Source organism: Campylobacter felis, from assembly GCF_030250085.1.
Taxonomy (GTDB): domain Bacteria; phylum Campylobacterota; class Campylobacteria; order Campylobacterales; family Campylobacteraceae; genus Campylobacter_D; species Campylobacter_D upsaliensis.
Map to the genome: position 1 here is coordinate 1 of NZ_JANURX010000013.1, position 24,705 is coordinate 24,705.

Here is a 24,705-nt window from a genome sequence, read left to right on the forward strand (position 1 = left end):
AATCCTCTTTCTTTAATCTTTCACCTTCTTAAAATCACAAAAATCACAAAATCTACAAAGAACTTACAGCAATCTTTCCCCAGCTTAACTACCCACCACTTAATCAATGCAGTGATTATCAACAAGGCTTAGAATGTAAATTTCATCTTTCTTATCTTTTAGGTCAAGTCCTCATCAAAGCAAATCAAGCTTGGTACAAGGGAGGGTATTTAAAACTCTTTAAAGAAATTAAGGAAGCAAAAAGAAACTATGGTTTTTTCAAAGAATTAAAACAAAACTTAGAAATCCTTCCGAACTTAGAGGGCTTTGAAATCCATCATCTTAAAAAAATCTTTCAAACAAAAGAATTAAGAACACTTTTTGAAACTTCTTATAGCCCTTTAAAAAATCTCATTGTTTTAAATTTTTCTTTTGTGATACAACACTTAGATGAAGTAGCTTTATGGTTAAACTCTAAAGAATTTAAAGAAAGATATGAAAAAGAAAATCACCCTTATCCTCCTTTGTTAAATCCTGATATTTTAAATGAGCTTTTATTCATAGAATGCGATGAAGAAGATAAACAAAACTTAAAAAGAAATTTAAAACAACAAGCCTTAAAGCTAAGTAAGGAAGCTTTAGATTATATCAATGCTAATCTTGATTATAGACTAATCCCTGCTGAGATGGCTTGGGAGATGAACTTGCCTTTGCCGAGGAGGTATGAGTTTGTGTTGATGTTTAATTCTTGTAGTGGAAGTGAAGCTATGCATCATTTTTTTCGTTTGTGTGGATTAAAAGTTGGTGTTTGGGGAATAAGTGGTAAAAGCACCTTTATTGTAAATTACAATAATTCTTTATCTAAAGAGAAAAACTTGGTAACATTATGTCCAAATTCAGATAAATACTATGAGAAAAATTGTTATCTCATTGATGGAGAGTATAAAATTTTATTTGCTTTAAGAGATCCTATCTCCCGCATTAAAACTTGTTTAAATCATATTCACAATCGCCTTACAAATGAAAATATTAATATGAATATGAGGCAAATTACAGCTTTTGATACAAATTTTCAGTTCCCTCAAATAATTTATAATTTTCAAAAAACTTGTCAGGATTATAAACCTGATATAAATGCACTATATTCACTTATAGAGGGAGAATATGAAAAAATTTATATTTAATTTAGATGCTAGGTTAAAAATATTAAAGCAGAATAAACAAATTGCATTAAATTTTGATACAGATTTATCATATCAAAACGCATTTGAAACTTATCATATACTTTCAAAAAGACTTAATTTTACACCTTGTAATGAAAAATATCGTTTTATTTTTGAGAAAAAAGTTAATTTTTATGCAGGTCTTAATCATTTGCCGGCAAAAATATTGTTTGACACATTTGATGTGTGGATTAGCATCCCATATTTTCATAGCGAATTGGAAAATTATATCAACATTACTCCATACATATTTAATTCAAATTTTATTTTAGATAATGTTTTTGTTTTAATGGAAAAAGATAAAGAACATTATTTTCTAAAAAATAAAAACTTAAAAAATATAAAATTATTTATTGCACGATACATCCAAGAGTTAAAAAAATATATTGATGGCGTTAAAAAAGATTTAATTTGCGAAAAAGATATTTTAAATTTTTTAAAACACAACAATGTTTTATCGTTAAAATTAAATAAAATCATTGAAAAAGATCTTCAAGAAATCAAAACTCATCGTCCTGACATCGTAGCTTCGTGGAAGTATTATAAGGAGTTCGAAAAAATTTGCGAAAATTTATAATAGCTTTTAAGCTTTATAAAATTTAATTTTTGTCAAAATGATGCTAAATTTTTCAAAAAAAAGGATTTCATATGGCTATCGTTTCGACCCTCTTTGCCGTGGTGGTTGTGGCGTATTATATCCTCAAAAAGTATAATCCCATTTTCACCTTTTTATTTTCAGGTATGATTATTTTAATCTTTGCATTTTATTATTTTGGCACACCTATACCAAAAGCTCCTTCTAGAGAAAGTGCAAGTTTTTTAGATGTTATTCTCGATAGCTTTGCCTTTATCACAGCGACTTTTAAAACTCAACTTGCTGGCGTGGGGCTTATTATTATGAGTGTGGCGGGTTTTGCAGCCTATATGAAGCACATTAATGCTTCTGCAAAACTTGCTTTTTTGGCTAATAAGCCGCTTGGCAAGATTAAAAACAAATATTTAATCCTAAGTGGCACTTTCATCGTAGGTATGGCTCTTAAAATCGTCATCTCAAGCTATGCTGGACTTTTACTTTTGCTTTTAGCTTGTATTTATCCTGTATTAATCGCACTTAAGATTCGTCCTATTACTGCCGTTTGTGTGCTATCCTTAATCGCTCTTGATTATGGTCCAAAAGATGGAAATTCCATTAATATGGCAGATATGGTCGGTCAAAAAGACAATGTCGTAGGACTTTTCTTAAATTATCAACTTTGGGTCGTTTTGGCTTATGTAGCTGTGATTGCCGTTTTAATTCCTTTTTATTTTGCTTGGGTGGATAAAAGAGATAGAGCTAAAGGTGTGCTTTGCGATGAGGTCGAAGCTCCTGAAATCATCGATCCAAAATGCCCTACCCTCTACATACTCTTTCCTTGGTTGCCTGTGGTATTTTTGTTTTCGGCATATTTTTTAGGGATCAAGCTTGATGTGATAACGGCGAATTTTGTAAGCATTGCTTTGGTTTTTATTGTGGAATTTGCAAGACACAAAGACGCTAGAAAACTTGGTGAAGATATGGTTGTCATCTTAAAGGCTATGGCAGAAATTTTTGTCAGTGTGGTGAGCATTATCATTGCAGCAGGCGTTTTTGCGGAGGGTATTAAGGCACTTGGTGGAGTAAGAATTTTAGCTGATGCAATGAGCGCTCTAGGTCAAGAGGGTGAATTTGCTAGTCTTGCTGTGCTAGTGAGTATTGCGGTATTAAGTTTCTTGGTTTATGGCTTTGCTATGATTATGGGAAGTGGAATTGCTGCTTTTAATGCTTTTGGAAGATTGGCACCTGATATTGCTACAAGGCTTGGAGTGGCACCTATTACTTTAGTTTTACCGATTGAAATTGCCTCTTGTTTAGGGCGTGCTGCTTCGCCCATTGCTGGGGGGATTATCGCTTTAGCTGGTTTTGCTAAGGTTTCGCCTATGGATATTATTAAACGCACTGCACCACTTTTATTGATTGCCATGTTTGTTAATATCCTCGTATCATTTTACTTGGCTAAGGTTGAACCACAAATTCAGCCTCAAGAAATGACAAAAATAGAGAAGCAGCTTACTTCTATCAAATTATGATAGATTGCTAATTCTACGGAAGCTTGAAACAAGCTTCCGTATTTTATAGCCATTTTTATTATTTCAAGGAGTTTTAAATGGAACAAAAACGATTTTCTTTTCTTAATTTTGTTGAAAAGCTGGGTAATGCTCTTCCGCATCCAGCTATGATTTTTATTTATTTAACCATTATATTGATGGTAAGTTCAGCTTTAGCGTCTTATTTTAATTTAAGCGTAAATTTTGGGGATAGAAATATACAAATTGTGAATTTGCTAAGTATGGAATCCTTTGTAAAATTCACTAATACTTTCGTGGAAAATTACGCTAAATTTCCGCCCCTTGGTGTTGTCCTTGTAGCGATGATAGGCATTAGTATAGCTGAGCATTCTGGTTATCTTAAGAGTATTTTAAAGGCTTTAGTTCTAAGTGCGCCTAAGGCTTTAATAAGCTTTTTTGTCGTTTTGGCTGGGATTTTATCAAATTTAGCTTCGGACATAGGCTATGTGGTGCTAACCCCACTTGCAGCTATGCTTTTTTATTCCATAGGACGCCATCCTTTAGCTGGTTTAGCAGCAGCTTTTGCTGGGGTTTCTGGTGGGTATAGCGCTAATTTACTCATTTCGACTGTGGACCCTTTATTAGCAGGTATTACGCAAAGTGCCGCACAAATCATAAATCCAAATTATGTTGTGGGACCTGAAGTAAATTATTATTTTATGTTTGTTTCCACCTTTTTAATTGCTATTATTGGAGCGTTGATTACTGACAAGATTATTGAGCCACGGCTTGGCACATACCGAGAAGATTCGCAAGTTGAGGCTATTGAAGATATGAATGCGAGAGAAAAAAGAGCTATGATTCTCGCTTCTTTGGGCGCCTTACTTTATGTAGCGGTAGTTTTGGTAATGATTTTACCTCAAGATAGCCTTTTTAGAAATGCGGAAACAGGTTCTTTTATAAAATCACCTTTCATTGTTGGAATTATATTTTTTGTCTTTTTCCTTCTTGCTATACCGGGTGTAATTTATGGTTTTTTAAGTGGAAGTTTTAAGACAAGCACTGATGTGGTTAATGCTATGAGTGAGGGAATGAAAACTATGGCGATGTACTTAGTTATCATTTTTTTCGCCGCACAATTTATCTCTCTTTTCGCACAGAGCAATATTGGTCAATATACTGCCATTAAAGGAGCTATTTTTCTTAAAAATTTGGATTTAAATTCAGGTTTATTAATACTTTTATTCATAGCTATTTGTGCTTTTATTAATCTTTTTGTTGCTTCTGCTTCAGCACAATGGGCTTTAATCTCACCTGTTTTCGTGCCTATGTTTATGTTACTTGGCTATGCTCCTGAGCTTGTTCAAGCGGCTTATCGTATTGGCGATTCTACGACAAATATTATTACGCCTTTAATGAGTTATATGCCTATTATTCTTAGCTTTGCTATAAAATATCAAAAAAATGTTGGTATGGGAACGATAATAAGCCTTATGTTACCTTATTCTGTGGCGTTTTTCGTGTCGTGGTCGGCTTTACTTTATGTGTGGGTTTTCATCTTTAATTTACCTTTAGGTCCTGGGGTGGAAAACTTTATCTCGCAATGAAAGATTTAAAATGAGAGCTTATGATGAAAATCATTATAAATCATACATTTTTGTGTATGATTTATATTTATAAGTTCTCATATTTGACAAGCTTTAATTAGTCTATTGTTTGTATTATTTTATTAACATCGGTTATGAAAATCTATCTTTGTCAAACGGACACAACGGCTGGTTTTTTAAGTAAAGACAAAGCTTTATTAAACAAGCTTAAAAATCGCCCATCAAACACGCCTTGTCTTATTACTATGGCACATTTTTCCACACTTTTAAGCTTTACAAGAGTGCCAAAACATTTTAAAAATTTAGTAAGAAAAGCACAAAAAACGACCTTTATTTACCCTAATCAAAAGGCTTTAAGAATTGTAAAAAATGGCAAACACGCAAAATTTTTACAAAAACACGATTGGCTTTATTCAAGCTCGGCAAATAAACACAAAAAGCCTTTTAAGCTTAGTTACGCCCTTTTTTTAGCTAAAAAACACAAAATTAAAATAATAGATAAAAATTTACACGAAGCAAGTGCTTCTCAAATTTTTAAACTTTCTCGCTCTAAAATGCGTAAAATGCGTTAAAATTTATCAAAAAGGGCGTAAAATGACAAAAAGTGTAAGAGCCAATCAGGCTCAAGACTTTAAAAAAATCAATCAAAAAGAACAATTTGTCCTTAAAGTTTCTATGTATTGTGCTTTGATTTTAGCTATTTTTGGTATAGGTTTTGGAATTTTTATCAAGTCTATGGCAGTGATTTTTGATGGCTTTGTAGCCCTTATAAGCGTGGCTCTTGGTGCTTTGAGTGTGCTAACTTCGCGTTATATTTATAAAGAAGATGATGAAATTTTTCAATACGGCTATGGGCGTTTTGAACCTATGGTTAATCTTTTTAAGTCCCTTATTTTAGTGCTTGTATGCACTTATGCTCTTTTTGATGCTCTACATAGTTTATTAAATGGAGGCTACAAAGTGGCTTTTGGTGGAGCAGCTGTTTATAGTGCTTGTGCTTTTATTTTTTGTGCTGTGCTTTTTATTTATACGCGTTTTTATACACAGAAATTAGGCTCTGATTTGATTCAAGTAGATAATGCCGAGTGGAGAATTGACTGCGTTTTATATTTGGGTGCTTTGGTGGCTTTTGGGACGATTTGGTTTTGTTCTTTTTGGGAATTTGCATGGCAAAAAGAATTTGCTTTTTATATAGACCCTACACTTTTGGCTTTACTTTCTTTAGTGCTTATTTTCACACCTCTTCGCATAGCGATAGCAAATTTTAAAGACTTGATAATGCTTGCACCTTTGGAGCTTGATGAGAAGATTACAAAAATTATGGAGAATTTAAGCGAGGAATTTGGCTTTAGCGATTATGATACGCATGTGGCTAAATCGGGTAGATTTTATATGGTAGAAGTCAATATCTTAATGCAAAAAAATTTCCAAGTCAAAAGTCTTAATGAATTTGACCTTATAAGAGAACGCATAGAAAAAGCCCTTGAAATTCCAAGTTATAAAATCTGGCTTTCCGTAAGCTTTACCGCGGATAAAAAGTGGCTTTAGCTGTTAGGATTAGGCAGAGTAGCGATGCTTACTGGCTGAGGGGCGACTTGAGCATTGATTTGACTTAAAAGTTCTAAGGTTTCGGCAAATTCCACACTTTGCTCTGGAGTTTGGCTAAGAAATTTTTGCATTAAGTCCTTTTTCATAATGGCTTCATCAAGCTCTTTATCGCTGCCCTTTTGATAGGCTCCTATGCGAAGTAACACTTCATTTTCTTTCAAAAGTGAGCTAAGGCGTTTAAATTTCCTTGCATTATTTTTATGCGTATCACTGATAATATCGCTCATCACCCTTGAGGCTGAATTTTGGATATTAATAGGCGGATAAATCCCAAAGTCCGTTAGCTCTCTACTTAGCACGATATGCCCATCAAGAATTGACCTGCTTTGATCGGCTATAGGATCACTCATATCATCACCATCGACTAGAACGGTAAAAAATGCCGTGATTGTGCCCTTACCCTCTTCTTTTCCCGTTCTTTCCATAAGTTGAGGCAAAAGACTTAACACACTTGGCGGATAGCCCTTAGTCGTAGGCGGCTCTCCTAAAGCCAAGCCTATCTCTCTTTGTGCCATAGCAAAACGCGTAACGCTATCCATAATAAAAAGCACATCTTTGCCCTGCTCTTTAAAATACTCCGCCACACTCATCGCACAAAAAGCACCATATTTACGCATTAAAGCACTATCATCACTTGTAGCCACGATGATGACGGTATTATCTAGCTTTCCATCAAGATTTTTTTGGATAAATTCAGGGATTTCACGCCCTCTTTCACCGATGAGTGCTATGACCTTGACGGGGGCTTTTGAATTTTTGACTATCATACCCATTAAGGTTGATTTACCCACGCCACTTCCAGAAAAAATTCCAAGTTTTTGCCCCACACCGCAAGTTAAAAGCCCATCAATAGTTTTAACTCCTGTGGGAAAAATTTTTTCAATCAAACCTCTTTTCATCGCATCAATGGGCGGACGCATTATAGGCATAAACTTGCTAATTTCAATCGCTCCTTTACCATCTTTTGGCTTCATAAAAGGATCAACCACTCGCCCTAAAAGTGCATCGCTTACGCCAATTTGCATTCCCGCATCGCTTAAAAAAGCTCTATCTCCTATCTTAAAGCCCTCGATGAAAGAGAAGGGGCTAAGGTAGCTAAATTGTGCTTTGACCTCCACGACCATAGCTAAAGTTTGCAAATTTTCATTTTCATTTGAAATGAGTCTTACTATATCACCAACACTCGTTTTAAGTCCTTGAATTTCTATATTTGTGGCGGAAATTTTTGTAATTTCTCCAAAAACGGAAGCTAAATTTTCATCTTTTAACTTTTTCCTAAGTTTTTCTAAGCTCACCTTTTATCCTTGACTTTAAATTTAGAAAAATTCCTCGATTTTTGTTCGCATTAAATTTACATCATCAATGCGGTTTATCATATCCCTAAAAGCGGAAGCGTCTTTATGTCCTTTAGAGTATTCGTGTAGATGTTTGCGAAAAATGCTCACTCCCATAGCCTTATAATGCTTTATCATCTCTTCAAAATGCGTTAAGATAATTCGCTTTTTAAGTGCTTTATCCACGCTTTTCCCCTCTTTAATTTCGTAAAAAATCCAAGGATTCCCCACACTCGCTCTACCTATCATCAAGCCTTCGCAAGCAGTGATTTTAAGCACTTCTTTAGCATTTTGAGCGTTAATGTCGCCATTAGCAATGACGGGGATTTTCACGCTTTTTTTTGCCTTAGCTATGGAGTTATAGTCCGCACTTCCGCTATAAAGTTGCTTTCTCGTTCGTCCGTGTATGCTGATAAAATCGACCCCAAGCTCTTCGCAAATTTTTGCCATTTTTTCAGGGTATTTATCATTAAAACCTAATCTAAATTTCACGCTTGTAAATTGCTTTTTATTATGTGTTTTAATCACTCCAACAAGTCTTTTAAAAAGGTCTAAATTTTCAAGCAAAGCACTGCCTGCACATTGTTTAACGACCTTATTGACAGGACAACCGCAATTAAAATCAATGCCGTCTATAAAATCGAGTTCATTTAAGATTAAGACCGCTTTTTTGAGAATTTCTTCATCTCCTCCAGCAATTTGCACGATATAAGGCGTTTCAAAAGGTGTTTTTTCAAGCATTTTGAGGCTTTTTTGACTCTCATAAACTAAGGCATTTGAGCTTATCATTTCACTTATAGTAACATCAGCACCAAATTGCTTAACAACACTACGAAAAGGCGGGTCTGTAAAACCTGCCATAGGTGCTAAAAATAAGGGATTTGCTTTAAAATCAATCATACGATAAGGCGATTTAAATCAAATTTAATATTTTTTTCTCTTAAGGCAAGAACGGCTTTAAAATCGCTCAATTCTTCCTTATTTCTAATTTGATTTTCTAATTCCTCAAACATAGAAAACTCGGCTAATAAATATAAATAAGCTCTTAAAGCTTCGCTTTTAGTATTTTTAATTTTTAAGAAAATATTAATAATAGCGTCTGGATTAAAGCATTTAACACACATTTTTGCAGCAGATAAATACTCAGCCTCATTTAAATTTGCCATTTCGATTAAGACTTCAAATTCAGCTAAAGAAAGTTCTAAATTGCCATCCTTAAAACGCTTGATAAGGCTTAAAATTTGCTCATTTGTTTTGCTTATTTTAAGATTTTTAATTTGCTCATAAGTGCCTTTTTGAAGCACCATTTCAAAAGCTAATTTTTCAAACTCTGTGCTAATTTCATTTAAATTTTTAAGTTTAGAATAGGCATAATCTAAGTCATTTTTAAGACGATTTTTTTCGTTTTGTAAAATGAGAGGGTTATTTTTATCAAGTTTAAATTTGTTAAGATTTTGCGTTTCGCCTTTTTTGAGAGCTTCAAGCAAATCCAAAAGGTCGTTAATGGCGTGAAAATCGGCATTTTTTGTGCCATTTTTTAAGCTTTTACAAAGCTCACTTACTCGCTTAAATTCTTTGGTGTAAAAAGAAATTTTGCTTTCTTTTTCTAAAAGCAAATCTTTAGCAAAGTCCTCAAATTTCGCCGCATCTTTAAAGAAATGTTTGAATTTTAAATATCTTAAAAAAGCATAAAAGCTCATATGTGTTAAGGCTAAGACAAAATAAAAAACTAAGGGTAAAATAAGCCAAAGCATAATGGGTAAATTTAAAGCAAAAGTTCCCAAAACAAGCTCATAATAGCCCAAATTAAGATAAAACATAAAAGCTACAATTAAAGCGATATAAATCAAACTTGCTAAAATAAAGAGTCGAATTTTCATTGCATATTTCCTTTTTCTACGATTTCCCTACAAACAATACAATATCTCGCGTGAGGTTTTACTTTAAGCCGCTCTATATCGATAAGCTCATCGCAAGATTCACAAATACCATAATTTTTATGCTGAATTTTTTTAAGAGATTCCTCTATCTCTTTTAATTCTTGTTTTAAATTCGCACTAATGGCAAAGTCGATTTGGGAATTAATCTCTATGGTTGAAAAATCGACACTATCACTTGGCGCTGAATTATGCAAAGCCTCGATTTCTTTTGAATTGCTTTGGATATTTTCTAAGATGATTTTTTTACGCTCTTGTAAGAAATTTTCAAAAAATTTTAAATCGCTTGTTTTCATTAAAACTCCTATTTGTGATATGGGTGATTATGATTAATACAAAAAGCCCTATAAAGTTGCTCTAACAACAAAATTTTTACAAAATGATGTGCTAAGGTTAGGCGACTAAGGGCGAGATTAAAGTCAAATTGATTAAGCATTTGCGCTCTAAAACCATAAGCGCCACCTATAAAAAAACTCATTTCACTTTTATTTTCTAGCAATTTTGCAAATTCAAGGCTATTAAGTTCTGTTCCTCTTTCATCTAACAGCACACAAAAACCTTTTTTGTGAGGTAAAAAGGCTTCTTCATAGCTTTTTTGTGCGTTTTGAACTCCTTGAATTTGAGCTTTTGCTACTTTTTTATCAAAAAGATTATGCTCTTTTAAGATGGCGTATTTGGAGATAAGTTTTGTATATTTTTCACTCAAAAATGCCAAATCCTCGCTTTTTTGCAAATAGAAAATATTAAGTTGCAAATTATTTTCCGCTAAAAAATTTCAAAGCATCGCTGACAAATTGCTTTTGAGCGGCTCTTTCTACTATGTTGTCAATGAGTCCGTGTTCAAGTAAAAACTCAGCCCTTTGAAAGCCCTCAGGTAAGTCTGCTCCTATGGTCTGCTTAATCACTCTTGCACCTGCAAAGCCCACAAGTGCGCCCGGCTCCGCGATGATTAAATCTCCAAGCCAAGCAAAAGAGGCTGAAACTCCACCAAAGGTTGGGTCTGTTAAAATGCTAATGTAGGGCAATTTTTCTTTACTAAGAAGTTTTAAAGCGGCACTTGTTTTACTCATTTGCATTAAAGAGTAGGTGCTTTCTTGCATTCTAGCGCCCCCACTTGCACTAACGATAACTAAAGAGCTTTTTGTGCTAATGGCTCTTTGCACGGCACGGACGATTTTTTCGCCCTCCACAGAACCAAAACTTCCTCCCATAAAGGCAAAATCAAAAACAACAAGTTGAGTCTTTAAGCCATTGATTGTGCATTCTCCGCTTATAACGGAGCTTTTACGCCCTGTTTTACTCTCTCCCTCGCTTAAACGCTTTTTGTAAGATTTACTATCGACAAATTTTAAAGGATCGATTGCTTCCAAATTTTTATCAAATTCCATAAAGCTTCCCGCGTCGCTTAAAAGCTCTATGCGTTTGCTCGCAGAAATTCTCATATGATAAGAGCATTTAGGGCAAACATCAAAACAGCTTTCTATCTCTTTATAATACATCAAAGCGTGGCAAGAAGGGCATTTTACCCAGTGATTAGGTGCTTCGTGGGGGCTTGATTGTTTTTTTCTAATTTTGGAAAATATATCGGTAAAATTCATTTTTAACCTTTAAAATCTTGTTCCGAGATTAAACTCAAAAGAGCTGGTTTCATCGCCGGGCTTATCATTAAGCGCCTTGGCGAAGACAACTTGTAAAGGACCTATAGGTGTAATCCACTCTATGCCAAAGCCCGTGCTCATTCTTTGCATATCGTCAATTTGCGTTTTACCTATGGCACCATAATCGAAAAATACGCTTCCGCGTAATTTAATCCTATCAATGAGTGGAAAACTAAGCTCAAAAGAATTTGCAAAAGCTATCGTTCCACCTATCTCATCGCCCCACTGGTTTCTAGGGCTTACCGTGCGGTTTTCAAAACCACGCAAAGAACGCATACCACCCAAATAAACACGCTGATTAATCGGCAAATAGCCTTGATCCCACACCTTATAAAAACTTGCCTTATAACGATAAATCAAATCATAGCCTATAAAATCTTCCAAACCTTGATAAAAATTAAAATTCGATTTAGAATATAAAAATTGCTGATCCCCACCAATGCCAGCAAATTCAAGGCTTGAAGAAGCTATAATCCCAGATCTTGGCAGATAATAATCATCTGTATTGTTAAAACTTATTGCAGGAGTAATAGAGCTTTTAATCGTCTCACCTAAATCATAACCCGTTCTTATAAGTGTTGGGCTTAGATGATAAATATCACTTTGCTCTAAATTATAAGTTAAGCTTGCATTAAAATAACGCCAAAATTGTCTACCAAGCGTGATATCAAAGCCGTAATTTTGCTCTGAGTATTCGTTCCACTCATAATCATTTGAATAAAGTGAACCGCCGAGACTATATTCGCTATCGGCTATTCTTGGATTAGTTATATTAATTCTGCCTGAAAGCGTTTCATCACTTTTATCTATGCTAACTGAACTTTTAATGCCTGAACCAAAGATATTACTATCCGAAAGAGAAGCGTTAAGGAGCATACCATCGCTTGAGCTATATCCTATACCTCCTGAAATTGCTCCTGTGGCAGCCTCTTTCACTTCGACAACTAAATCTATATGTGTTTCATCAACTCTTTCTTCTTTTATATCCACACTTTCAAAATAAGAGGTTCTTCTTAATGCATTGATTGATTCTTGAAGGTCAGTTCTATGATAAAGATTGCCCTCTGTGAGAAAAAGCTCTCTACGCACGACTCTATCGACCGTGCGTGAATTCCCTGAAATGATGACATTTCTTATATAAACTTTTTCATTTGGCACGACTTGAAACACAATGCTTACCTCGTGCGTTTGATTATTTTTTTGGATATCGGGAAAAACTTGGGCAAAAGCATATCCTAAATCCGCACTTTTTGTTTCTATGGTTTTAAGGTCTTTTCTTACATCCTCTATATTAACTATATCTTTAACCTGCGATTCAAGCTCTTCTAAAATTTCTTGATTTTCTTCATCACTAAAAAGAGGATTTTTAATTTGTATATCAACGATTTTATAAGGCTCACCCTCTTTGATAAAATAAGTCAAATCCGCCTTATAAGTGTCGGTATATGTTTTAAGAAAAGGTGAAGAAACTTGCACATCTAAATAGCCTTCTTTCATATATTCATCGCTAATTCTAGCACTATCGTTAGCAAGTTCAAAAATTTTGAGTTTGCCATCGTTTCTACCCCACATCCAGCCCATAAATTCACGCTCTTTATTAGTAACAGCGGGTTCAATATCGCCATAAGATAGCTCTTTGCTTCCGCTAAGATGAACTTTATCTATGATGATATTTTCACCACGATTGACAATAAATTCTAGCTCTAGACTTTCTGTATTTTCAAGTTTTTTTTGCTTGACTTCAACCACAGTATCAAAATAACTTTTTGCTTCATAATAGCCCTTAATTCTCTCTTTTGCCTCTTTTAAAGAAGTCTCATCAAGCAAAGTTCCTCTTTTAAGCCCCAAAAGACTTTCTAAATGTTTTCTATCATTTGAAGCTATACCCGCGATGGTGATTTTAGCGACACTTGGTTTTTCCTTAAATTTGAAAGTTAAAATTCCATTATTTTCTTCAACGACAATGTTTTGAAAATAATTTTGTTTATAAAGATTTAAAATAGCTGTGTTAATTTTCGCTTCGTTAAACTCTTCGCCTTTTTTAAGTCCTGTAAGACTTAATGCCGTTTCATTAGAGAGATGATATAAGCCGCTAAATTGAATATCTTTTATATTTGCTGCGCTCAAAAAGGGTGCTAAGGCACAAATACTGATGAGTTTTTTCATATTACTTTACCTATTTTGTGATTAAAAATTGTGTATAATAGCAAAGAAAATTTAACAATCTTTAAAATAGCTAGGGGAAATAGATGAAAGTGGGAATTATAGGGCTTGGGCTAATGGGAGGTTCTTTAGGACTTTGCCTAAAAGAAAATAAACTTATTAGTAGTGTTTATGGGTTAGATTTAGACGCTCAAAATGCTAAAGATGCTTTAAAACTTGGGCTGATTCACGAATTAATTGGTTTTGATAAGCTTTCAAATTGCGATATTATTTTCATCGCTACGCCTGTTAATGCCATTATAGAAATTTTACAAAATTTAAAAGAATTGCCAAAAACAACGACCATTATAGAACTTGGTAGCACAAAAAGAAAGATAGTGGAGAGCTTACCCACTACTTTAATCAAGCAAACTATTTTCGCACATCCTATGGCAGGGACGGAAAATAGCGGACCAAAAGCCGCTTTTAAGGAGCTTTATAAGGACGCTGTTTGTGTGCTTTGCGATAGTGAAGTGGCTGATGATTTACACCAAAAAAGAGCGGTGGAAATTTTCTCTCATCTTGGTATGCGTATTGTATTTATGGATAGCATTTCACACGATCATCACACGGCGATTATTTCTCATTTACCTCACGCCATTAGTTTTTCTTTAGCAAATTATGTTATGCGTGAAGAAGATAGAAGAAATATCGCTTATCTTGGCGGTCCCTCTTTTAAGGGAATGTGTCGTATCGCTAAATCTTCGCCCTTAATGTGGGGGGGAATTTTTACGCAAAATAAAGAAAATATCCTAGCATCCATAGAACATTTTCAAGAAGAATTAGAAAATTGCAAAAAAATGCTGGAAAATTGTGATGAAAATAAACTTAAAAAATGGATGGAAAAAGCAAATCATTTAAGAGAAATTTTATAATTTACTTTATATTAATTTAAAAATACTATAAATTCCCTATATTACTTTAGATATTTAGGAAAAATGATGGCGAGAAAAAAAACGAGGAATTTATTGTGGCTTTTGATTATTATTTTATTATTTTTGGGTAGTTTTTTTATTTTAAATTTAAGCATTTTTGAGAAAAATGCTCCGCAAATTCTTGTTGAAGATACACTTTATACCAATCTTAAATCCCCACTTTTAGTCAAAGTCAAAGATGAAGAAAATGCGGTAAAATCCATCAAAATCGTTCTTAAAAAAGATGATAATGACCCAGGAGTGATCTTAGCAGATGGTAAAATCAAGCAGGATAAAGAAGTCTCTTTACAAATCAATCTTCCTAAACAAGCCTATAAAGACAAAACAAATTCTTATTTTTTAGAAATTTGGGCGAAGGATACAAGTTTTTGGAATTTTAATGGAAATGAAGCCTATAAAAAAGTTGTGGTTATGATTGACAATGAGGCTCCTAAATTAAATATCATTAGCAATTCTTATAATATAGAGCAAGGAGGAGCAGCAAGTGTCGTTTTTAAGGCTGAGGATGCGAATTTAAAAGAACTTTTTATAGAGACAAATAAGGGTCGAATTTTTAAGGTTACACCTTATCTTAAGAAAGATTATTACGCCGCTTTAATCGCTTGGGACGCAAAAGATGAGGAATTTAGAGCCTATGTTATCGCAAAAGATGCGGCAGGAAATATTGCAAAAGAACGCATAAGATATTATCTTTTAAATCGAAAATACCGCGTTTCTAATATTAACTTAAGCGATAAATTCTTAGACGGAAAAATAGAAAGTTTAGTCTCCATATACGCTCCTAAAAACAATACCTTCACGCGTTTTGAAAAATTTAAATTTGTAAATGAAACCTTAAGACTCTCAAATGAAGAGCTTATTCATAAAATCACTTCTGCCGTTCCTGAAGAAAGCTTTGAAGAATTTAATATCAATTTATTTTTACCTTTAAAAAATGCCGCTAAGGTTGCCGATTTTGCTGACCATAGATATTATTCTTATAATGGGCAGTTTGTGAGCGATTCTTATCATATGGGGCTTGATTTAGCTAGCACGAGCGAAGCACCTATTATTAGCAATAATACTGGAAAGGTTGTGTTCGCTGAAGAAAATGGAATTTATGGGCTTAATCTCATACTTTATCACGGCTTTGGAATTTATAGCCTTTATGGACATTGTTCCTCATCTAATGTCGAGCTTAATGAAAATGTAGCGAAAAATAGCATTATTGCTAAAACAGGCGTAAGCGGCTTGGCTTTGGGAGATCATTTGCATTTTGGAATTTTAGTGCAAGGAGTTGAGACAAGACCTGAACAATGGCAAGATAAAAAATGGCTAGAAAATAATATCTATAAGGTGTTTAATGACGCTAAAAAAGTGATAATGGGGACAAGATGAAACAATTAACCTTAGCAAAAGCCGTAAGTGGCACGGGCATAGGACTTCATAAGGGTGAGCCTATTGAGATTATTTTAGAGCCTTTGGAGGCAAATTCTGGCATAGTATTTTTTAGAAGCGACCTTAACATAAGTTACGAGGCAAAACCGCACAATGTTATTAATACAAAATTAGCAACAGTAATAGGCGATGAAAGAGCTTATATATCGACTATTGAGCATTTGATGAGTGCGATTAATGCTTATGGAATAGATAATGTCCGCATCGTTTTAAATTCTAACGAAGCACCCGTAATGGACGGCTCTAGCATTAGCTTTTGTATGATGCTTGATGAAGCGGGAGTAAGAGAACTTGAAGCGTCTAAAAAAATTATGGTAATTAAAAAGGTTATTGAGGTGCGAGATGGCGATAAATTCGTGCGTCTTAGCCCTACAAAAGAGCCTAAAATTAACTATACCATTAAATTTGACAATGCCTTAATCGGCAAACAAAGCTATTGTTTTGAATTTAGCAAGAAAAATTATATAGAAAATATCGCCAGGGCTAGGACTTTTGGTTTTTTAAAAGATGTGCAAGCCTTAAGAGCTATGAATTTAGGACTTGGAGGTAGCCTTGAAAATACCATAGTTGTTGATGATAACCGCATTTTAAATCCTGAAGGTTTGCGTTTTAAAGATGAATTTGTCCGTCATAAAATCTTAGACGCCATTGGAGATTTAACCTTACTTGGATACCGAATTTATGGGGACTATACCTCTTATGCTGGGAGTCATCATTTAAATCATTTGCTCACAAAAGAGCTTTTAAAAGATAAGGAGAGTTATGAAGTCATTACCCTTGAAAACTCTTTTGAAAAAGCTTATGAAAAGGTTTTTGCATAAAAACGCTCTTATTAAATGCCATTTCTAAGCCTGTAATGCTTGGAATTTATGATGATGATAGACTTATAAGAGAATATCAAAGTGAACTTAAAGCAAGTGAATTTATCCCAGAAATTTTGCAAAATTTGCTTAAAGAATTTGAATTTGAAAGACTTATTTATGCAAATGGTCCGGGCTCTTATATGGGGATAAAAATTTCTTATATAAGCCTTAAAACCTTAAGTATAGTGAAAGAAATTCCCCTTTTTGCTTTAAGTGCATTTGAGCTAAACCATTTTAAACCCATAAGGGCAAATAAGCATTTTTGTTTTGTTTATGAAAGAGGCGAAATTGTTTTAAAACAGGCGGTGGAGGGAGAATTTTTTTTACCCCCTAGCTTAAAAGAAGTAAATTTGAAAAAAGATAATCTTCCTTTTTATTTTTTAGATGTGATTTAGGATATTTTTTGAAGATTTTAGTTCCTGCTACGAGTGCAAATTTGGGTCCCGGTTTTGACTGCTTAGGCTTAAGTCTTAAATTTTTCAATGAAGTTGTAATTGAAAAAGCAAAAATTACTAGCATTAGCATTAATGGCGAGGGTAGCGAAAATGTCTTTTTGAAGAAAAACAATGCCTTTGTGCGAATTTTTAATGAAATTTATGGAAATCTAAGTGGCAAAAAAGAAAATTTTCGTTTCATTTTTCAAAATAATATCCCCCTTTCAAGAGGTCTTGGAAGCTCTTCGGCTGTGATTGTAGGAGCGATTGGGGCAGCTTATGCGATAAGTGGATTTAAGGTAGAAAAAGAACGCATTTTAAACGAGGCTTTAAAATATGAAAATCACCCCGATAACATCGCCCCCGCCACACTGGGAGGCTTTGTTTGCTCTATGGTTGAAAATGGTAAGGTTTTTAGCATTAAAAAAGAGCTTGATAGTGCTTTAAAGGCTGTGCTACTTATCCCTAATGTCGCGATGAATACCGAGCAAAGTAGAGAAGCGTTAAGTCTTAATATAAGCTTAAAAGATTGCGTTTTTAATCTTTCTCGCTCATCTTTTTTAACGGCTTGTTTTTTGGAGAAAAAATATGAATTATTACGCCTAGCAAGTCAGGATAAACTCCACGAATTTAAGCGTATGAAAACCCTGCCAGAACTTTTTGAAGTGCAAAAATTCGCCCTTGAAAATAAGGCTTTAATGAGCACACTTTCAGGCTCAGGCTCAAGCTTTTTCTCTCTTGCTTTTAAGGAGGAAGCAAAACATCTAGCCACCAAAATGGCACAAAAATTTCCTACCTTTCGTGTAGAGTGCGTAGAGTTTGATAACGAAGGCTTTAAAATTTGCTAAATAACACAAAAAAAAGTATAATTACGCCCAAACACACGCCTATTAGAATGTGTGTGTTATGCAAAAATCGTTTTAAACAAAATATCTTATACCGCTTTAGAGTTGAAAATAATGAACTTCGTGCTGATTTAAAGTGCGGTCGTAGCGTATATTTGTGTGAGGCGTGTCTCTTAAAGGACAATCATAAATGGCAAAAAGCACTTTCTAGGGCTTGTAAAAATATAATAAAAACATCACAGCAGGATTTAAAGGAGAGAATTTTTAATGGCAAAGGTTAGAATACACGAAATCGCAAAAGAGCTAGGCTATGATAGCAAAGACATTATTCAAAAAGCTAATGAGCTAGGACTTGACATTAAAACCGCTTCAAATGCCGTAGAGCCAGAGATAGCGGCTGGAATTTATGAATATATCCAAACCAAAACTATCCCTGCTATTTTCAAAAAAGAAGAGAAAAAAACAGGTAAAAATTTAAAAAAAGAAGAAAAACCAAAGGCAGTTAAAGCCAAAAAAGAGACAAAAAAAGAAGAGGCTAAAGAAGAAATTCAAGAGAAAGTTGAGCCTTTAAAAGAAGAACTTAAAAAAGAAAAAAATGAGCCTCAAAGTTTGGCTGGTGCAACTTTAGCTAAGAGGCGTGGTCTTGTCATCGTTAAAAAGAAAAAGGACGAGCAAGAATTTAAAAAAGAAGAACAAAAGCCTAGCACATCAGAACGTCCTAGCTTGTCGATGATTTTTTCCAATGCTGATGAAAATTTAAAGAAAAAGAAAAAAGAAAAAAAAGCCCTTGTTGCTACAAAAAAAGAAAGCGTTGAAAAAATAGACTTTTTGGAAAGTCAAGATTTTGGTGATATTTCTTTAGATGATGAAGATGAGGTCATTTTGCCCGATTTTAGCGTAAAAGAAAAAGAGGTCGTGCAAAATACTCCTAAAAAACCGCCAAATTTTTTGCGTCAAAATAATTCTATTAATTTTGGCGAAGTTGGCATACAAAGAAGAAGTCGCAAAAAGCCGCCAAAAAGAGTGGAGAAAAAGGAAAGTGAAGTTATTACTAACTTAGAAATTCCTAAAGAAATTCGCGTTTATGAATTTGCCGATAAGCTTGGTAAAAACACAAGCGAAATTATCTCTAAGCTTTTTATGCTTGGTATGATGACGACTAAAAATGACTTTTTAGACGAGACAGCGATCGAAATTCTAGCGGAAGAATTTGGGATTGAGATTAAGATTATTGATGAGGTGAGTGAATTTGATTATGTGAAAGACTATGATATGGGAGATGAAGAGAGTTTGGAGCCTAGAGCGCCTGTAATTACCATTATGGGACATGTCGATCACGGTAAAACTTCACTTTTAGATTATATAAGAAATTCGCGTGTGGTAAGTGGCGAGGCAGGGGGCATTACTCAGCATGTGGGTGCTTATATGGTTGAGAAAAATGGGCGTAAAATCACCTTTATCGACACTCCCGGACACGAAGCTTTCACGGCAATGCGTGCAAGAGGAGCGAGCATCACGGACATCGTCATCATAGTCGTAGCGGCTGATGATGGGGTCAAGCCACAAACCAAAGAAGCGATTAATCACGCTAAAGCGGCTGGAGTGCCTATAATCATAGCAATTAATAAAATGGATAAAGAAAATGCAAATCCTGATATGGTTAAAACCCAACTTGCCGAAATGGAAATTATGCCCGTGGAGTGGGGTGGAAGCTATGAATTTGTGCCTGTATCAGCTAAGGCTGGCACGGGGATAGAAGATTTACTTGAGATTGTGCTTTTACAAGCAGATCTTTTGGAGCTTAAGGCAAATTCTAAAACCTTAGCTAAGGCTAGCGTGATAGAAAGCTCCGTGCAAAAGGGTCGTGGGGCTGTGGCGACTATTATCGTGCAAAATGGAACACTAAAAGTAGGAAGCACTATAGTTGCTGGTGTAGCTTATGGTAAAATAAAGGCTATGAGTGATGATATGGGCAGGGCTTTAAAGGAAATTAAGCCCGGAGAATGCGGAGTCATTGTAGGACTTAGTGAGGTAGCTGATGCGGGTGAAATTTTAATCGCCGTTAAAAGTGATAAAGAGGCGAGAGAATACGCCGCAAAGCGTTATGAATACAATAGACAAAAAGAGCTTAGTAAATCCACTAAAGTGAGTATTGACGAGCTAGGAGCTAAGATTAAAGAGGGGAATTTAAAGGCTTTAAGTGTGATTTTAAAAGCCGATGTGCAAGGCTCATTAGAGGCTTTAAGGGCGAGTTTGGAAAAGCTTAGAAATGATGAAATTAAGGTCAATATTATCCATAGTGGTGTGGGCGGTATCACGCAAAGTGATATAGAGTTAGCTAGTGCGAGTGAAGATTCTATCGTGCTTGGCTTTAATATACGCCCAACAGGTGAGATTAAAGAAAAAGCTAAAGATAAGGGCGTTGAGATAAAAACCTATAATGTGATTTATAATTTGCTTGATGATGTAAAAGCCCTGCTTGGTGGTATGATGAGTCCTATTATTTCTGAAGAGCAGCTTGGACAAGCTGAGATTAGACAAGTTATTTCTGTGCCAAAAATAGGGCAAATTGCAGGTTGTATGGTAAGCGAAGGTGTGATAAATAGGGGTGCGAAAATTCGACTAATTCGTGATGGTGTGGTTGTTTTTGAGGGTAATGTCAGCTCACTTAAGCGTTTTAAAGACGATGTGAAAGAGGTCGCTAAGGGTTATGAATGTGGCGTTGGTATCGAGGGTTGTGATGATATGCGTGTGGGCGATTATATAGAAAGCTATAAAGAAGTTGAGCAAAGAGTGAGTTTATGAGTGAGATAAAAAAGCTTCGCACCGAAAGTATTTTAAAAGAGCTTATTCCTGAAGCCTTAGCGCATTTAGATGATGAAAATTTGAAAAATCTTTGTGTGGTTGATGTGGAGTGTAGAAAAGGGCGTTATGATGCTTTTGTTTATTTAGATAAGATGTTTTTAAATACTCACGAGCAAGAAAGAATTTTAAATGCTCTTAAAAAAGCTTCAAGGGCTTTGCAAAATTATTGTATGAGTGAGCAAGGCTGGTATAGATGTCCTAATTTTCACTTTAAATTTGACGATAGATTAGAATATCAAAATCATATGGACGCACTTTTTGAAAAGATAAAAAGGAAAAATGATGAATCTTAAGGCTTTATGCGAGGAAGCTGGAGTTGAGCTTTATGATAGTGAGCTAGTGAGTGAAAATGGCAAAAAAATTTACCGCATTTACATTATGAAAGAGGGTGGAGTGAGCTTGGAAGATTGTGCAAGGCTAAGCGAAATTCTTTCGCCTATTTTTGATGTTGAGCCGCCTGTTAGTGGGGAGTATTTTTTAGAAGTGTCTTCTGCTGGGCTTGAAAGGAAACTAAGCACTTTGGAACATTTTGAAAAAAGTGTGGGCGAAATGCTTAAAATCACTACAAGCGAAAAAGAGAAAATTCAAGGAAAACTTTTAAAAGTCGAGGGAGAAAATATCTTTTTGCAAGATGAAAAAGCTGAAATTTGCATTGAATTTAGTCAAGTTAAAAAAGCAAAAACCTTTATAGAGTGGTGATTATCTCTTCATCGCAAAATAAAGTCCATTTGCAAGCACAACGCAAATGAGCATAATTAAAGCTAAAATAACAGGAGTATTTGCACCCACAGCACTCACAATAAAAGAAATTACCCCCGCTAAAGCAAATTGACTAGTGCCAAGCACCGCGGAAGCTGTGCCGCTGTGGTCTTTAAAGCGTGCCATTGCTAAAGTTGTGCCATTAGGAGCGATAAAACCAAGCAAGGCTATACTTGTAAAAATGCTAAGTTCAAAAAGCCAAAAATTTGGCTTAATCAAAGAATTTACAAATAAAATGAGCGTAGAAATAAGCATAATGATAAGTGCGTAAAAGAGGATTTTTTCACTAGGGATTTTTTGAACCATTTTTGCGTTAATATTTGCAAAAATAACAAAGCCCAAAGCATTAAGTCCAAAAAGCAAACCAAAATCCCTTTCACTCAAGTCAAAAAAATTAATAAACACAAAGCTAGAGCCCGTGATATAGGCAAACATCGCCGCCAAAACCAAGGACATAGAAGAGACATAAACGAGGAATTTTTTGTCGCTAAGGATGAAAGCGTAGGCTTGCTTTGTCTTTTGGAGGGAGAATTTTTGACGACCGAGATGGGGAGCGGATTCTTTAAGCGCAAAAAGAATGAGCAAAAAAAGCAAAATTCCAAGTGCGAAGAGTGTGGCAAAAATGCTATGCCAAGAAAAATACTCTATCAAAAAGCCTCCAAATGAAGGAGAAAGCATGGGGGCAAGGGCGCTAAAAACCATCATCAGGGCAAAAACGCCAGCCGCTTCTTTAAGCTCGAATAAATCATTGACAATAGCCCTAGCGATAACCACTCCAGCGCATCCCCCCAAAGCCTCAAAAAAACGCAGAGCGATGAAGGCGTAAATGCTATCAATTATCACGCAAAAAAGGCTTGAAACGATGAAGATAAAAATGCCCACAAGTGCGGGAATTTTACGCCCAAAAACATCGCTTAAAGGTCCATAAATGAGCTGTCCTAAAGCAAAAGCTACAAAAAAACTTGCTAAAGAAAGTTGGGTTAAAAACTCACTTGTTTCAAAGCTTTGTTTGACCTGTGAAAGTGCAGGGAGATACATATCGGTAGAAAGCGGGGCTATGCTCGACATTAAAGCTAAAATGAAAATAAGTCTAAATTTGGCAAAACCCTTAATTTTGGTGTGTTTTTGCATTAAAAGATCTCGCTAAAAAATTCACCAAATTCGGCATAAATTTGCCTATTTCTTTCCTCAATGTCCTTAAAATCCCAGTTCTTTTTAGAGCTTTTTGAAAGGGCTTTTACTTCGGCACAAAATGAAGCGGCATAATGCTCTTTTTTCTTAGTAAAAAATTCATTTGAAGCGACTATGTTAAGCTTTTTTTCTATAAGAATTTTATTGCCTATTTGTTCAACTAAGTTTTTAACCTCATCTTCTTCAAGCTTGTAGTAATTATCCTGCCATTTTCTAGGGAGTATATGCTCTATCTCTAAAAGATTAAAACTGAAATTTTTGTTTGCACTATTCCACCAAAAAATTTGCTTTTCATCATAAATTAAGGCATAAAAAGCAAGAACATAACGCATACTTTTAGGGATAGTTTTTTGAGAAAAATCGATGAAATTTTCCAAACTTGGCATTTTTAAAGTGGGTAAATTTAAAGATTTTTCAAAAATTTTCTCTCTTTTTTTGTTTTTTAAATTGATATTAGCCTTCATAAAGCCCCAAAAAAGCCCAGCTCCACCGCCCTTACCCCAAAATAAACCAAGCGCACAATAAGACGCAATTTGTGGCAAAATCATATCTAAAAGCTCTTTTAAGCTCTCTTTATTTTTATGTGCTTCGTAAAAACACATCGAAACGACCATACGCCATAATTTATTAGGAAATAGATTTAAAATCGCAAAATATTTTTTACCCTGCTCGTCTAAAAAATCATAAGGATCCGCCCAAAAATCGCCCAGTTTTTTGATAAATTCAAAGCTTTCTTTTTGGGTGAGTAAGTCCTCATTTGCTGCAAAATTGACATTTTTCTTTTTAGAATTTAATTTATCTTTTTTAGTCCAAAAATCAAGCACAGTAGGGATAACCGTGTCTAATTCCTCGTGTAAAGCTCTAATGATATGCTCATATTGCTCAAATAAAAAGCCTACATCTTCTTTTTTAAGATAATTTGAATCTTGAAGTAAGCTTTCTAAATTCTGCCACTCTTTCGCAAAAAGGGGCTTTTCATCTTCTTTTTTATTTGCGTAAATAATGCCTTTTAAAATATCTGCCGTGCTAAGCGAAATGCCTCTATTATTAAGAGTATTAAAAATCCTTAAAGCCTTGTCCCTTTCGCTGCATTCTATGGGTAAAATTACGCAATCATCAAGCAAACATTCACAAAAGCCAAACCACTCCACAGGCTCATTAAGTGCCAAATCATCAATTTTTCTTTTAAAATAAAGATAATTTTTTTCGTATAAAGAAAGTTTTTTATCTTTTTCGTCTATTTTTATATCCTCTTTAAAAAGACTTTCTAATTTTTCATTATCCTTATCTGTGGCAACCTCGCTTTTTAAATGCGTTTTATCGTAAAAAATTTCTCCGGTTCTTCTGTGCGTATCCCATAAGCAATCCGCCAAACTATCCTTTAATTTATCGACATTTTCTTTCTTTTGCCCTTTTGCCTTTTCATAAAGGGCGCGAATGAGTAATAAAAGCGTGGTAGTGCGTTGCTGTCCGTCTATGATGTTTTGCACCTTATTTTCTGCGTAAATGACCATAGAGCCTAAAAAATACTCATCATCGTCTGTTTTATTTTTATAAAAATGATAAATATCGTCCCAAAGCTGCCCACACTCATCTTCTCCCCAAACATAATTTCTTTGATACATAGGGATAAGAAAGTGATTTTTAGAAAGATAATCCGCGATAGTATTTGCCTCTGCTCTTAATTCTGCCATTTTAGTCTCCTGTAATTTATATTATAAATTTTAGCAAAATAAAATTAAA

The 24,705-nt window shown here is 34.7% G+C and carries 24 protein-coding genes and 1 pseudogene; 16 read left to right on the forward strand and 9 right to left on the reverse strand.

The features are described from left to right. Positions 1-50: 50 nt before the first annotated feature. From NYG92_RS09225 to NYG92_RS07165, 7 genes and pseudogenes are all read left to right on the forward strand, one after another. A pseudogene (locus NYG92_RS09225) lies at positions 51-239 on the forward strand (DUF2972 domain-containing protein); the annotation flags it as partial. 174 nt (positions 240-413) lie between these two features. Next, complete coding sequence (locus tag NYG92_RS07140) at positions 414-1,163, forward strand: hypothetical protein (protein ID WP_270977755.1); 750 nt, start codon at positions 414-416, stop codon at positions 1,161-1,163. Further along, complete coding sequence (locus NYG92_RS07145; protein WP_289233963.1) at positions 1,144-1,779, forward strand: DUF2972 domain-containing protein; 636 nt, start codon at positions 1,144-1,146, stop codon at positions 1,777-1,779. The genes NYG92_RS07140 and NYG92_RS07145 overlap by 20 nt, the downstream gene beginning before the upstream one ends. Before the next feature lie 71 nt (positions 1,780-1,850). Further along, positions 1,851-3,308 carry a C4-dicarboxylate transporter DcuC gene (dcuC, locus tag NYG92_RS07150; protein WP_289233964.1) on the forward strand — a complete coding sequence of 486 codons (1,458 nt, stop codon included), beginning with the start codon at positions 1,851-1,853 and terminating at the stop codon, positions 3,306-3,308. A gap of 77 nt (positions 3,309-3,385) precedes the next feature. Beyond that, the gene (locus NYG92_RS07155) at positions 3,386-4,894 is read left to right on the forward strand and encodes an AbgT family transporter (RefSeq protein ID WP_289233965.1); all 1,509 of its coding nucleotides are present in this window, start codon (positions 3,386-3,388) and stop codon (positions 4,892-4,894) included. A gap of 134 nt (positions 4,895-5,028) precedes the next feature. Next, positions 5,029-5,466: a Sua5 YciO YrdC YwlC family protein gene (locus NYG92_RS07160; protein WP_289233966.1), complete on the forward strand. Its 438-nt coding sequence runs from the start codon at positions 5,029-5,031 to the stop codon at positions 5,464-5,466. 22 nt (positions 5,467-5,488) lie between these two features. Continuing rightward, positions 5,489-6,442 (forward strand): cation diffusion facilitator family transporter, encoded by a 954-nt coding sequence (locus tag NYG92_RS07165; RefSeq protein ID WP_289233967.1) that lies wholly within the window; start codon positions 5,489-5,491, stop codon positions 6,440-6,442. On the opposite strand, the gene fliI is transcribed toward NYG92_RS07165, so the two are convergent. The 7 genes from fliI to bamA are packed head-to-tail and all read right to left on the reverse strand — an operon-like array spanning position 6,439 to position 13,597. Next, a complete protein-coding gene (fliI, locus tag NYG92_RS07170) occupies positions 6,439-7,797 on the reverse strand; it encodes a flagellar protein export ATPase FliI (protein WP_289233968.1) in 1,359 nt (452 codons plus the stop codon). The genes NYG92_RS07165 and fliI overlap by 4 nt on opposite strands. Positions 7,798-7,818: 21 nt before the next feature. Next, a complete protein-coding gene (locus tag NYG92_RS07175; RefSeq protein WP_270966603.1) occupies positions 7,819-8,736 on the reverse strand; it encodes a tRNA dihydrouridine synthase in 918 nt (305 codons plus the stop codon). Beyond that, complete coding sequence (locus tag NYG92_RS07180; RefSeq protein ID WP_270966602.1) at positions 8,733-9,716, reverse strand: hypothetical protein; 984 nt, start codon at positions 9,714-9,716, stop codon at positions 8,733-8,735. The genes NYG92_RS07175 and NYG92_RS07180 overlap by 4 nt, the downstream gene beginning before the upstream one ends. Next, positions 9,713-10,069 carry an RNA polymerase-binding protein DksA gene (gene dksA / locus NYG92_RS07185; RefSeq protein ID WP_027304675.1) on the reverse strand — a complete coding sequence of 119 codons (357 nt, stop codon included), beginning with the start codon at positions 10,067-10,069 and terminating at the stop codon, positions 9,713-9,715. The genes NYG92_RS07180 and dksA overlap by 4 nt, the downstream gene beginning before the upstream one ends. An 8-nt stretch (positions 10,070-10,077) precedes the next feature. After that, the gene (locus NYG92_RS07190; RefSeq protein ID WP_289233969.1) at positions 10,078-10,527 is read right to left on the reverse strand and encodes a 23S rRNA (pseudouridine(1915)-N(3))-methyltransferase RlmH; all 450 of its coding nucleotides are present in this window, start codon (positions 10,525-10,527) and stop codon (positions 10,078-10,080) included. 1 nt (position 10,528) lies between these two features. Beyond that, positions 10,529-11,371 carry an acetyl-CoA carboxylase, carboxyltransferase subunit beta gene (accD, locus tag NYG92_RS07195; protein WP_289233970.1) on the reverse strand — a complete coding sequence of 281 codons (843 nt, stop codon included), beginning with the start codon at positions 11,369-11,371 and terminating at the stop codon, positions 10,529-10,531. A 9-nt stretch (positions 11,372-11,380) separates the two neighbouring features. Then, the gene (gene bamA, locus NYG92_RS07200; RefSeq protein WP_289233971.1) at positions 11,381-13,597 is read right to left on the reverse strand and encodes an outer membrane protein assembly factor BamA; all 2,217 of its coding nucleotides are present in this window, start codon (positions 13,595-13,597) and stop codon (positions 11,381-11,383) included. 83 nt (positions 13,598-13,680) lie between these two features. Here bamA and NYG92_RS07205 point away from each other — a divergent pair, with 83 nt between their 5' ends. From NYG92_RS07205 to rimP, 9 genes are all read left to right on the forward strand, one after another. After that, complete coding sequence (locus NYG92_RS07205; protein ID WP_027304679.1) at positions 13,681-14,508, forward strand: prephenate dehydrogenase; 828 nt, start codon at positions 13,681-13,683, stop codon at positions 14,506-14,508. A 66-nt stretch (positions 14,509-14,574) separates the two neighbouring features. After that, on the forward strand, positions 14,575-15,945 hold the full coding sequence (pgp6, locus tag NYG92_RS07210; protein WP_270977769.1) for a peptidoglycan metallopeptidase Pgp6: 1,371 nt from the start codon (positions 14,575-14,577) through the stop codon (positions 15,943-15,945). Then, entirely contained in the window at positions 15,942-16,826 is an 885-nt protein-coding gene (lpxC, locus tag NYG92_RS07215) for a UDP-3-O-acyl-N-acetylglucosamine deacetylase (protein WP_270961710.1), read from the forward strand. Before pgp6 ends, lpxC begins: the two co-directional genes overlap by 4 nt. A 35-nt stretch (positions 16,827-16,861) precedes the next feature. Then, entirely contained in the window at positions 16,862-17,263 is a 402-nt protein-coding gene (locus NYG92_RS07220; RefSeq protein WP_289233972.1) for a tRNA threonylcarbamoyladenosine biosynthesis protein TsaB, read from the forward strand. An 8-nt stretch (positions 17,264-17,271) separates the two neighbouring features. Continuing rightward, entirely contained in the window at positions 17,272-18,150 is an 879-nt protein-coding gene (thrB, locus tag NYG92_RS07225) for a homoserine kinase (protein WP_270977770.1), read from the forward strand. Further along, the gene (locus tag NYG92_RS07230; RefSeq protein WP_233347075.1) at positions 18,144-18,428 is read left to right on the forward strand and encodes a DUF448 domain-containing protein; all 285 of its coding nucleotides are present in this window, start codon (positions 18,144-18,146) and stop codon (positions 18,426-18,428) included. The genes thrB and NYG92_RS07230 overlap by 7 nt, the downstream gene beginning before the upstream one ends. Beyond that, positions 18,415-20,952 carry a translation initiation factor IF-2 gene (gene infB / locus NYG92_RS07235; protein ID WP_289233973.1) on the forward strand — a complete coding sequence of 846 codons (2,538 nt, stop codon included), beginning with the start codon at positions 18,415-18,417 and terminating at the stop codon, positions 20,950-20,952. Before NYG92_RS07230 ends, infB begins: the two co-directional genes overlap by 14 nt. Then, positions 20,949-21,305, forward strand: coding sequence for a 30S ribosome-binding factor RbfA (gene rbfA / locus NYG92_RS07240; protein WP_027304685.1), 357 nt, complete (start codon positions 20,949-20,951; stop codon positions 21,303-21,305). Before infB ends, rbfA begins: the two co-directional genes overlap by 4 nt. Further along, positions 21,295-21,711, forward strand: a complete 417-nt coding sequence (rimP, locus tag NYG92_RS07245) for a ribosome maturation factor RimP (RefSeq protein WP_115630798.1) — start codon at positions 21,295-21,297, stop codon at positions 21,709-21,711. Before rbfA ends, rimP begins: the two co-directional genes overlap by 11 nt. Here rimP and NYG92_RS07250 read toward each other — a convergent pair whose 3' ends face one another. Together NYG92_RS07250 and NYG92_RS07255 are read right to left on the reverse strand one after the other, a co-directional pair. Continuing rightward, a complete protein-coding gene (locus NYG92_RS07250) occupies positions 21,712-22,902 on the reverse strand; it encodes a multidrug effflux MFS transporter (RefSeq protein WP_289233974.1) in 1,191 nt (396 codons plus the stop codon). It lies immediately after the preceding gene. Next, positions 22,902-24,656, reverse strand: a complete 1,755-nt coding sequence (locus NYG92_RS07255) for a DUF262 domain-containing protein (protein WP_289233975.1) — start codon at positions 24,654-24,656, stop codon at positions 22,902-22,904. The genes NYG92_RS07250 and NYG92_RS07255 overlap by 1 nt, the downstream gene beginning before the upstream one ends. Positions 24,657-24,705 lie beyond the last annotated feature (49 nt).

What these genes read in the sequence shown, in the direction of transcription:
- NYG92_RS07145 (WP_289233963.1), top strand. Translation starts at nt 1,144, where the DNA reads ATGAAAAAATTTATATTTAATTTAGATGCTAGGTTAAAAATATTAAAG.
- dcuC (WP_289233964.1), top strand. Translation starts at nt 1,851, where the DNA reads ATGGCTATCGTTTCGACCCTCTTTGCCGTGGTGGTTGTGGCGTATTAT.
- NYG92_RS07155 (WP_289233965.1), top strand. Translation starts at nt 3,386, where the DNA reads ATGGAACAAAAACGATTTTCTTTTCTTAATTTTGTTGAAAAGCTGGGT.
- NYG92_RS07160 (WP_289233966.1), top strand. Translation starts at nt 5,029, where the DNA reads ATGAAAATCTATCTTTGTCAAACGGACACAACGGCTGGTTTTTTAAGT.
- NYG92_RS07165 (WP_289233967.1), top strand. Translation starts at nt 5,489, where the DNA reads ATGACAAAAAGTGTAAGAGCCAATCAGGCTCAAGACTTTAAAAAAATC.
- NYG92_RS07175 (WP_270966603.1), bottom strand. Translation starts at nt 8,736, where the DNA reads ATGATTGATTTTAAAGCAAATCCCTTATTTTTAGCACCTATGGCAGGT.
- NYG92_RS07180 (WP_270966602.1), bottom strand. Translation starts at nt 9,716, where the DNA reads ATGAAAATTCGACTCTTTATTTTAGCAAGTTTGATTTATATCGCTTTA.
- dksA (WP_027304675.1), bottom strand. Translation starts at nt 10,069, where the DNA reads ATGAAAACAAGCGATTTAAAATTTTTTGAAAATTTCTTACAAGAGCGT.
- accD (WP_289233970.1), bottom strand. Translation starts at nt 11,371, where the DNA reads ATGAATTTTACCGATATATTTTCCAAAATTAGAAAAAAACAATCAAGC.
- bamA (WP_289233971.1), bottom strand. Translation starts at nt 13,597, where the DNA reads ATGAAAAAACTCATCAGTATTTGTGCCTTAGCACCCTTTTTGAGCGCA.
- NYG92_RS07205 (WP_027304679.1), top strand. Translation starts at nt 13,681, where the DNA reads ATGAAAGTGGGAATTATAGGGCTTGGGCTAATGGGAGGTTCTTTAGGA.
- pgp6 (WP_270977769.1), top strand. Translation starts at nt 14,575, where the DNA reads ATGGCGAGAAAAAAAACGAGGAATTTATTGTGGCTTTTGATTATTATT.
- lpxC (WP_270961710.1), top strand. Translation starts at nt 15,942, where the DNA reads ATGAAACAATTAACCTTAGCAAAAGCCGTAAGTGGCACGGGCATAGGA.
- NYG92_RS07220 (WP_289233972.1), top strand. Translation starts at nt 16,862, where the DNA reads ATGCTTGGAATTTATGATGATGATAGACTTATAAGAGAATATCAAAGT.
- infB (WP_289233973.1), top strand. Translation starts at nt 18,415, where the DNA reads ATGGCAAAGGTTAGAATACACGAAATCGCAAAAGAGCTAGGCTATGAT.
- rbfA (WP_027304685.1), top strand. Translation starts at nt 20,949, where the DNA reads ATGAGTGAGATAAAAAAGCTTCGCACCGAAAGTATTTTAAAAGAGCTT.
- rimP (WP_115630798.1), top strand. Translation starts at nt 21,295, where the DNA reads ATGAATCTTAAGGCTTTATGCGAGGAAGCTGGAGTTGAGCTTTATGAT.
- NYG92_RS07250 (WP_289233974.1), bottom strand. Translation starts at nt 22,902, where the DNA reads ATGCAAAAACACACCAAAATTAAGGGTTTTGCCAAATTTAGACTTATT.
- NYG92_RS07255 (WP_289233975.1), bottom strand. Translation starts at nt 24,656, where the DNA reads ATGGCAGAATTAAGAGCAGAGGCAAATACTATCGCGGATTATCTTTCT.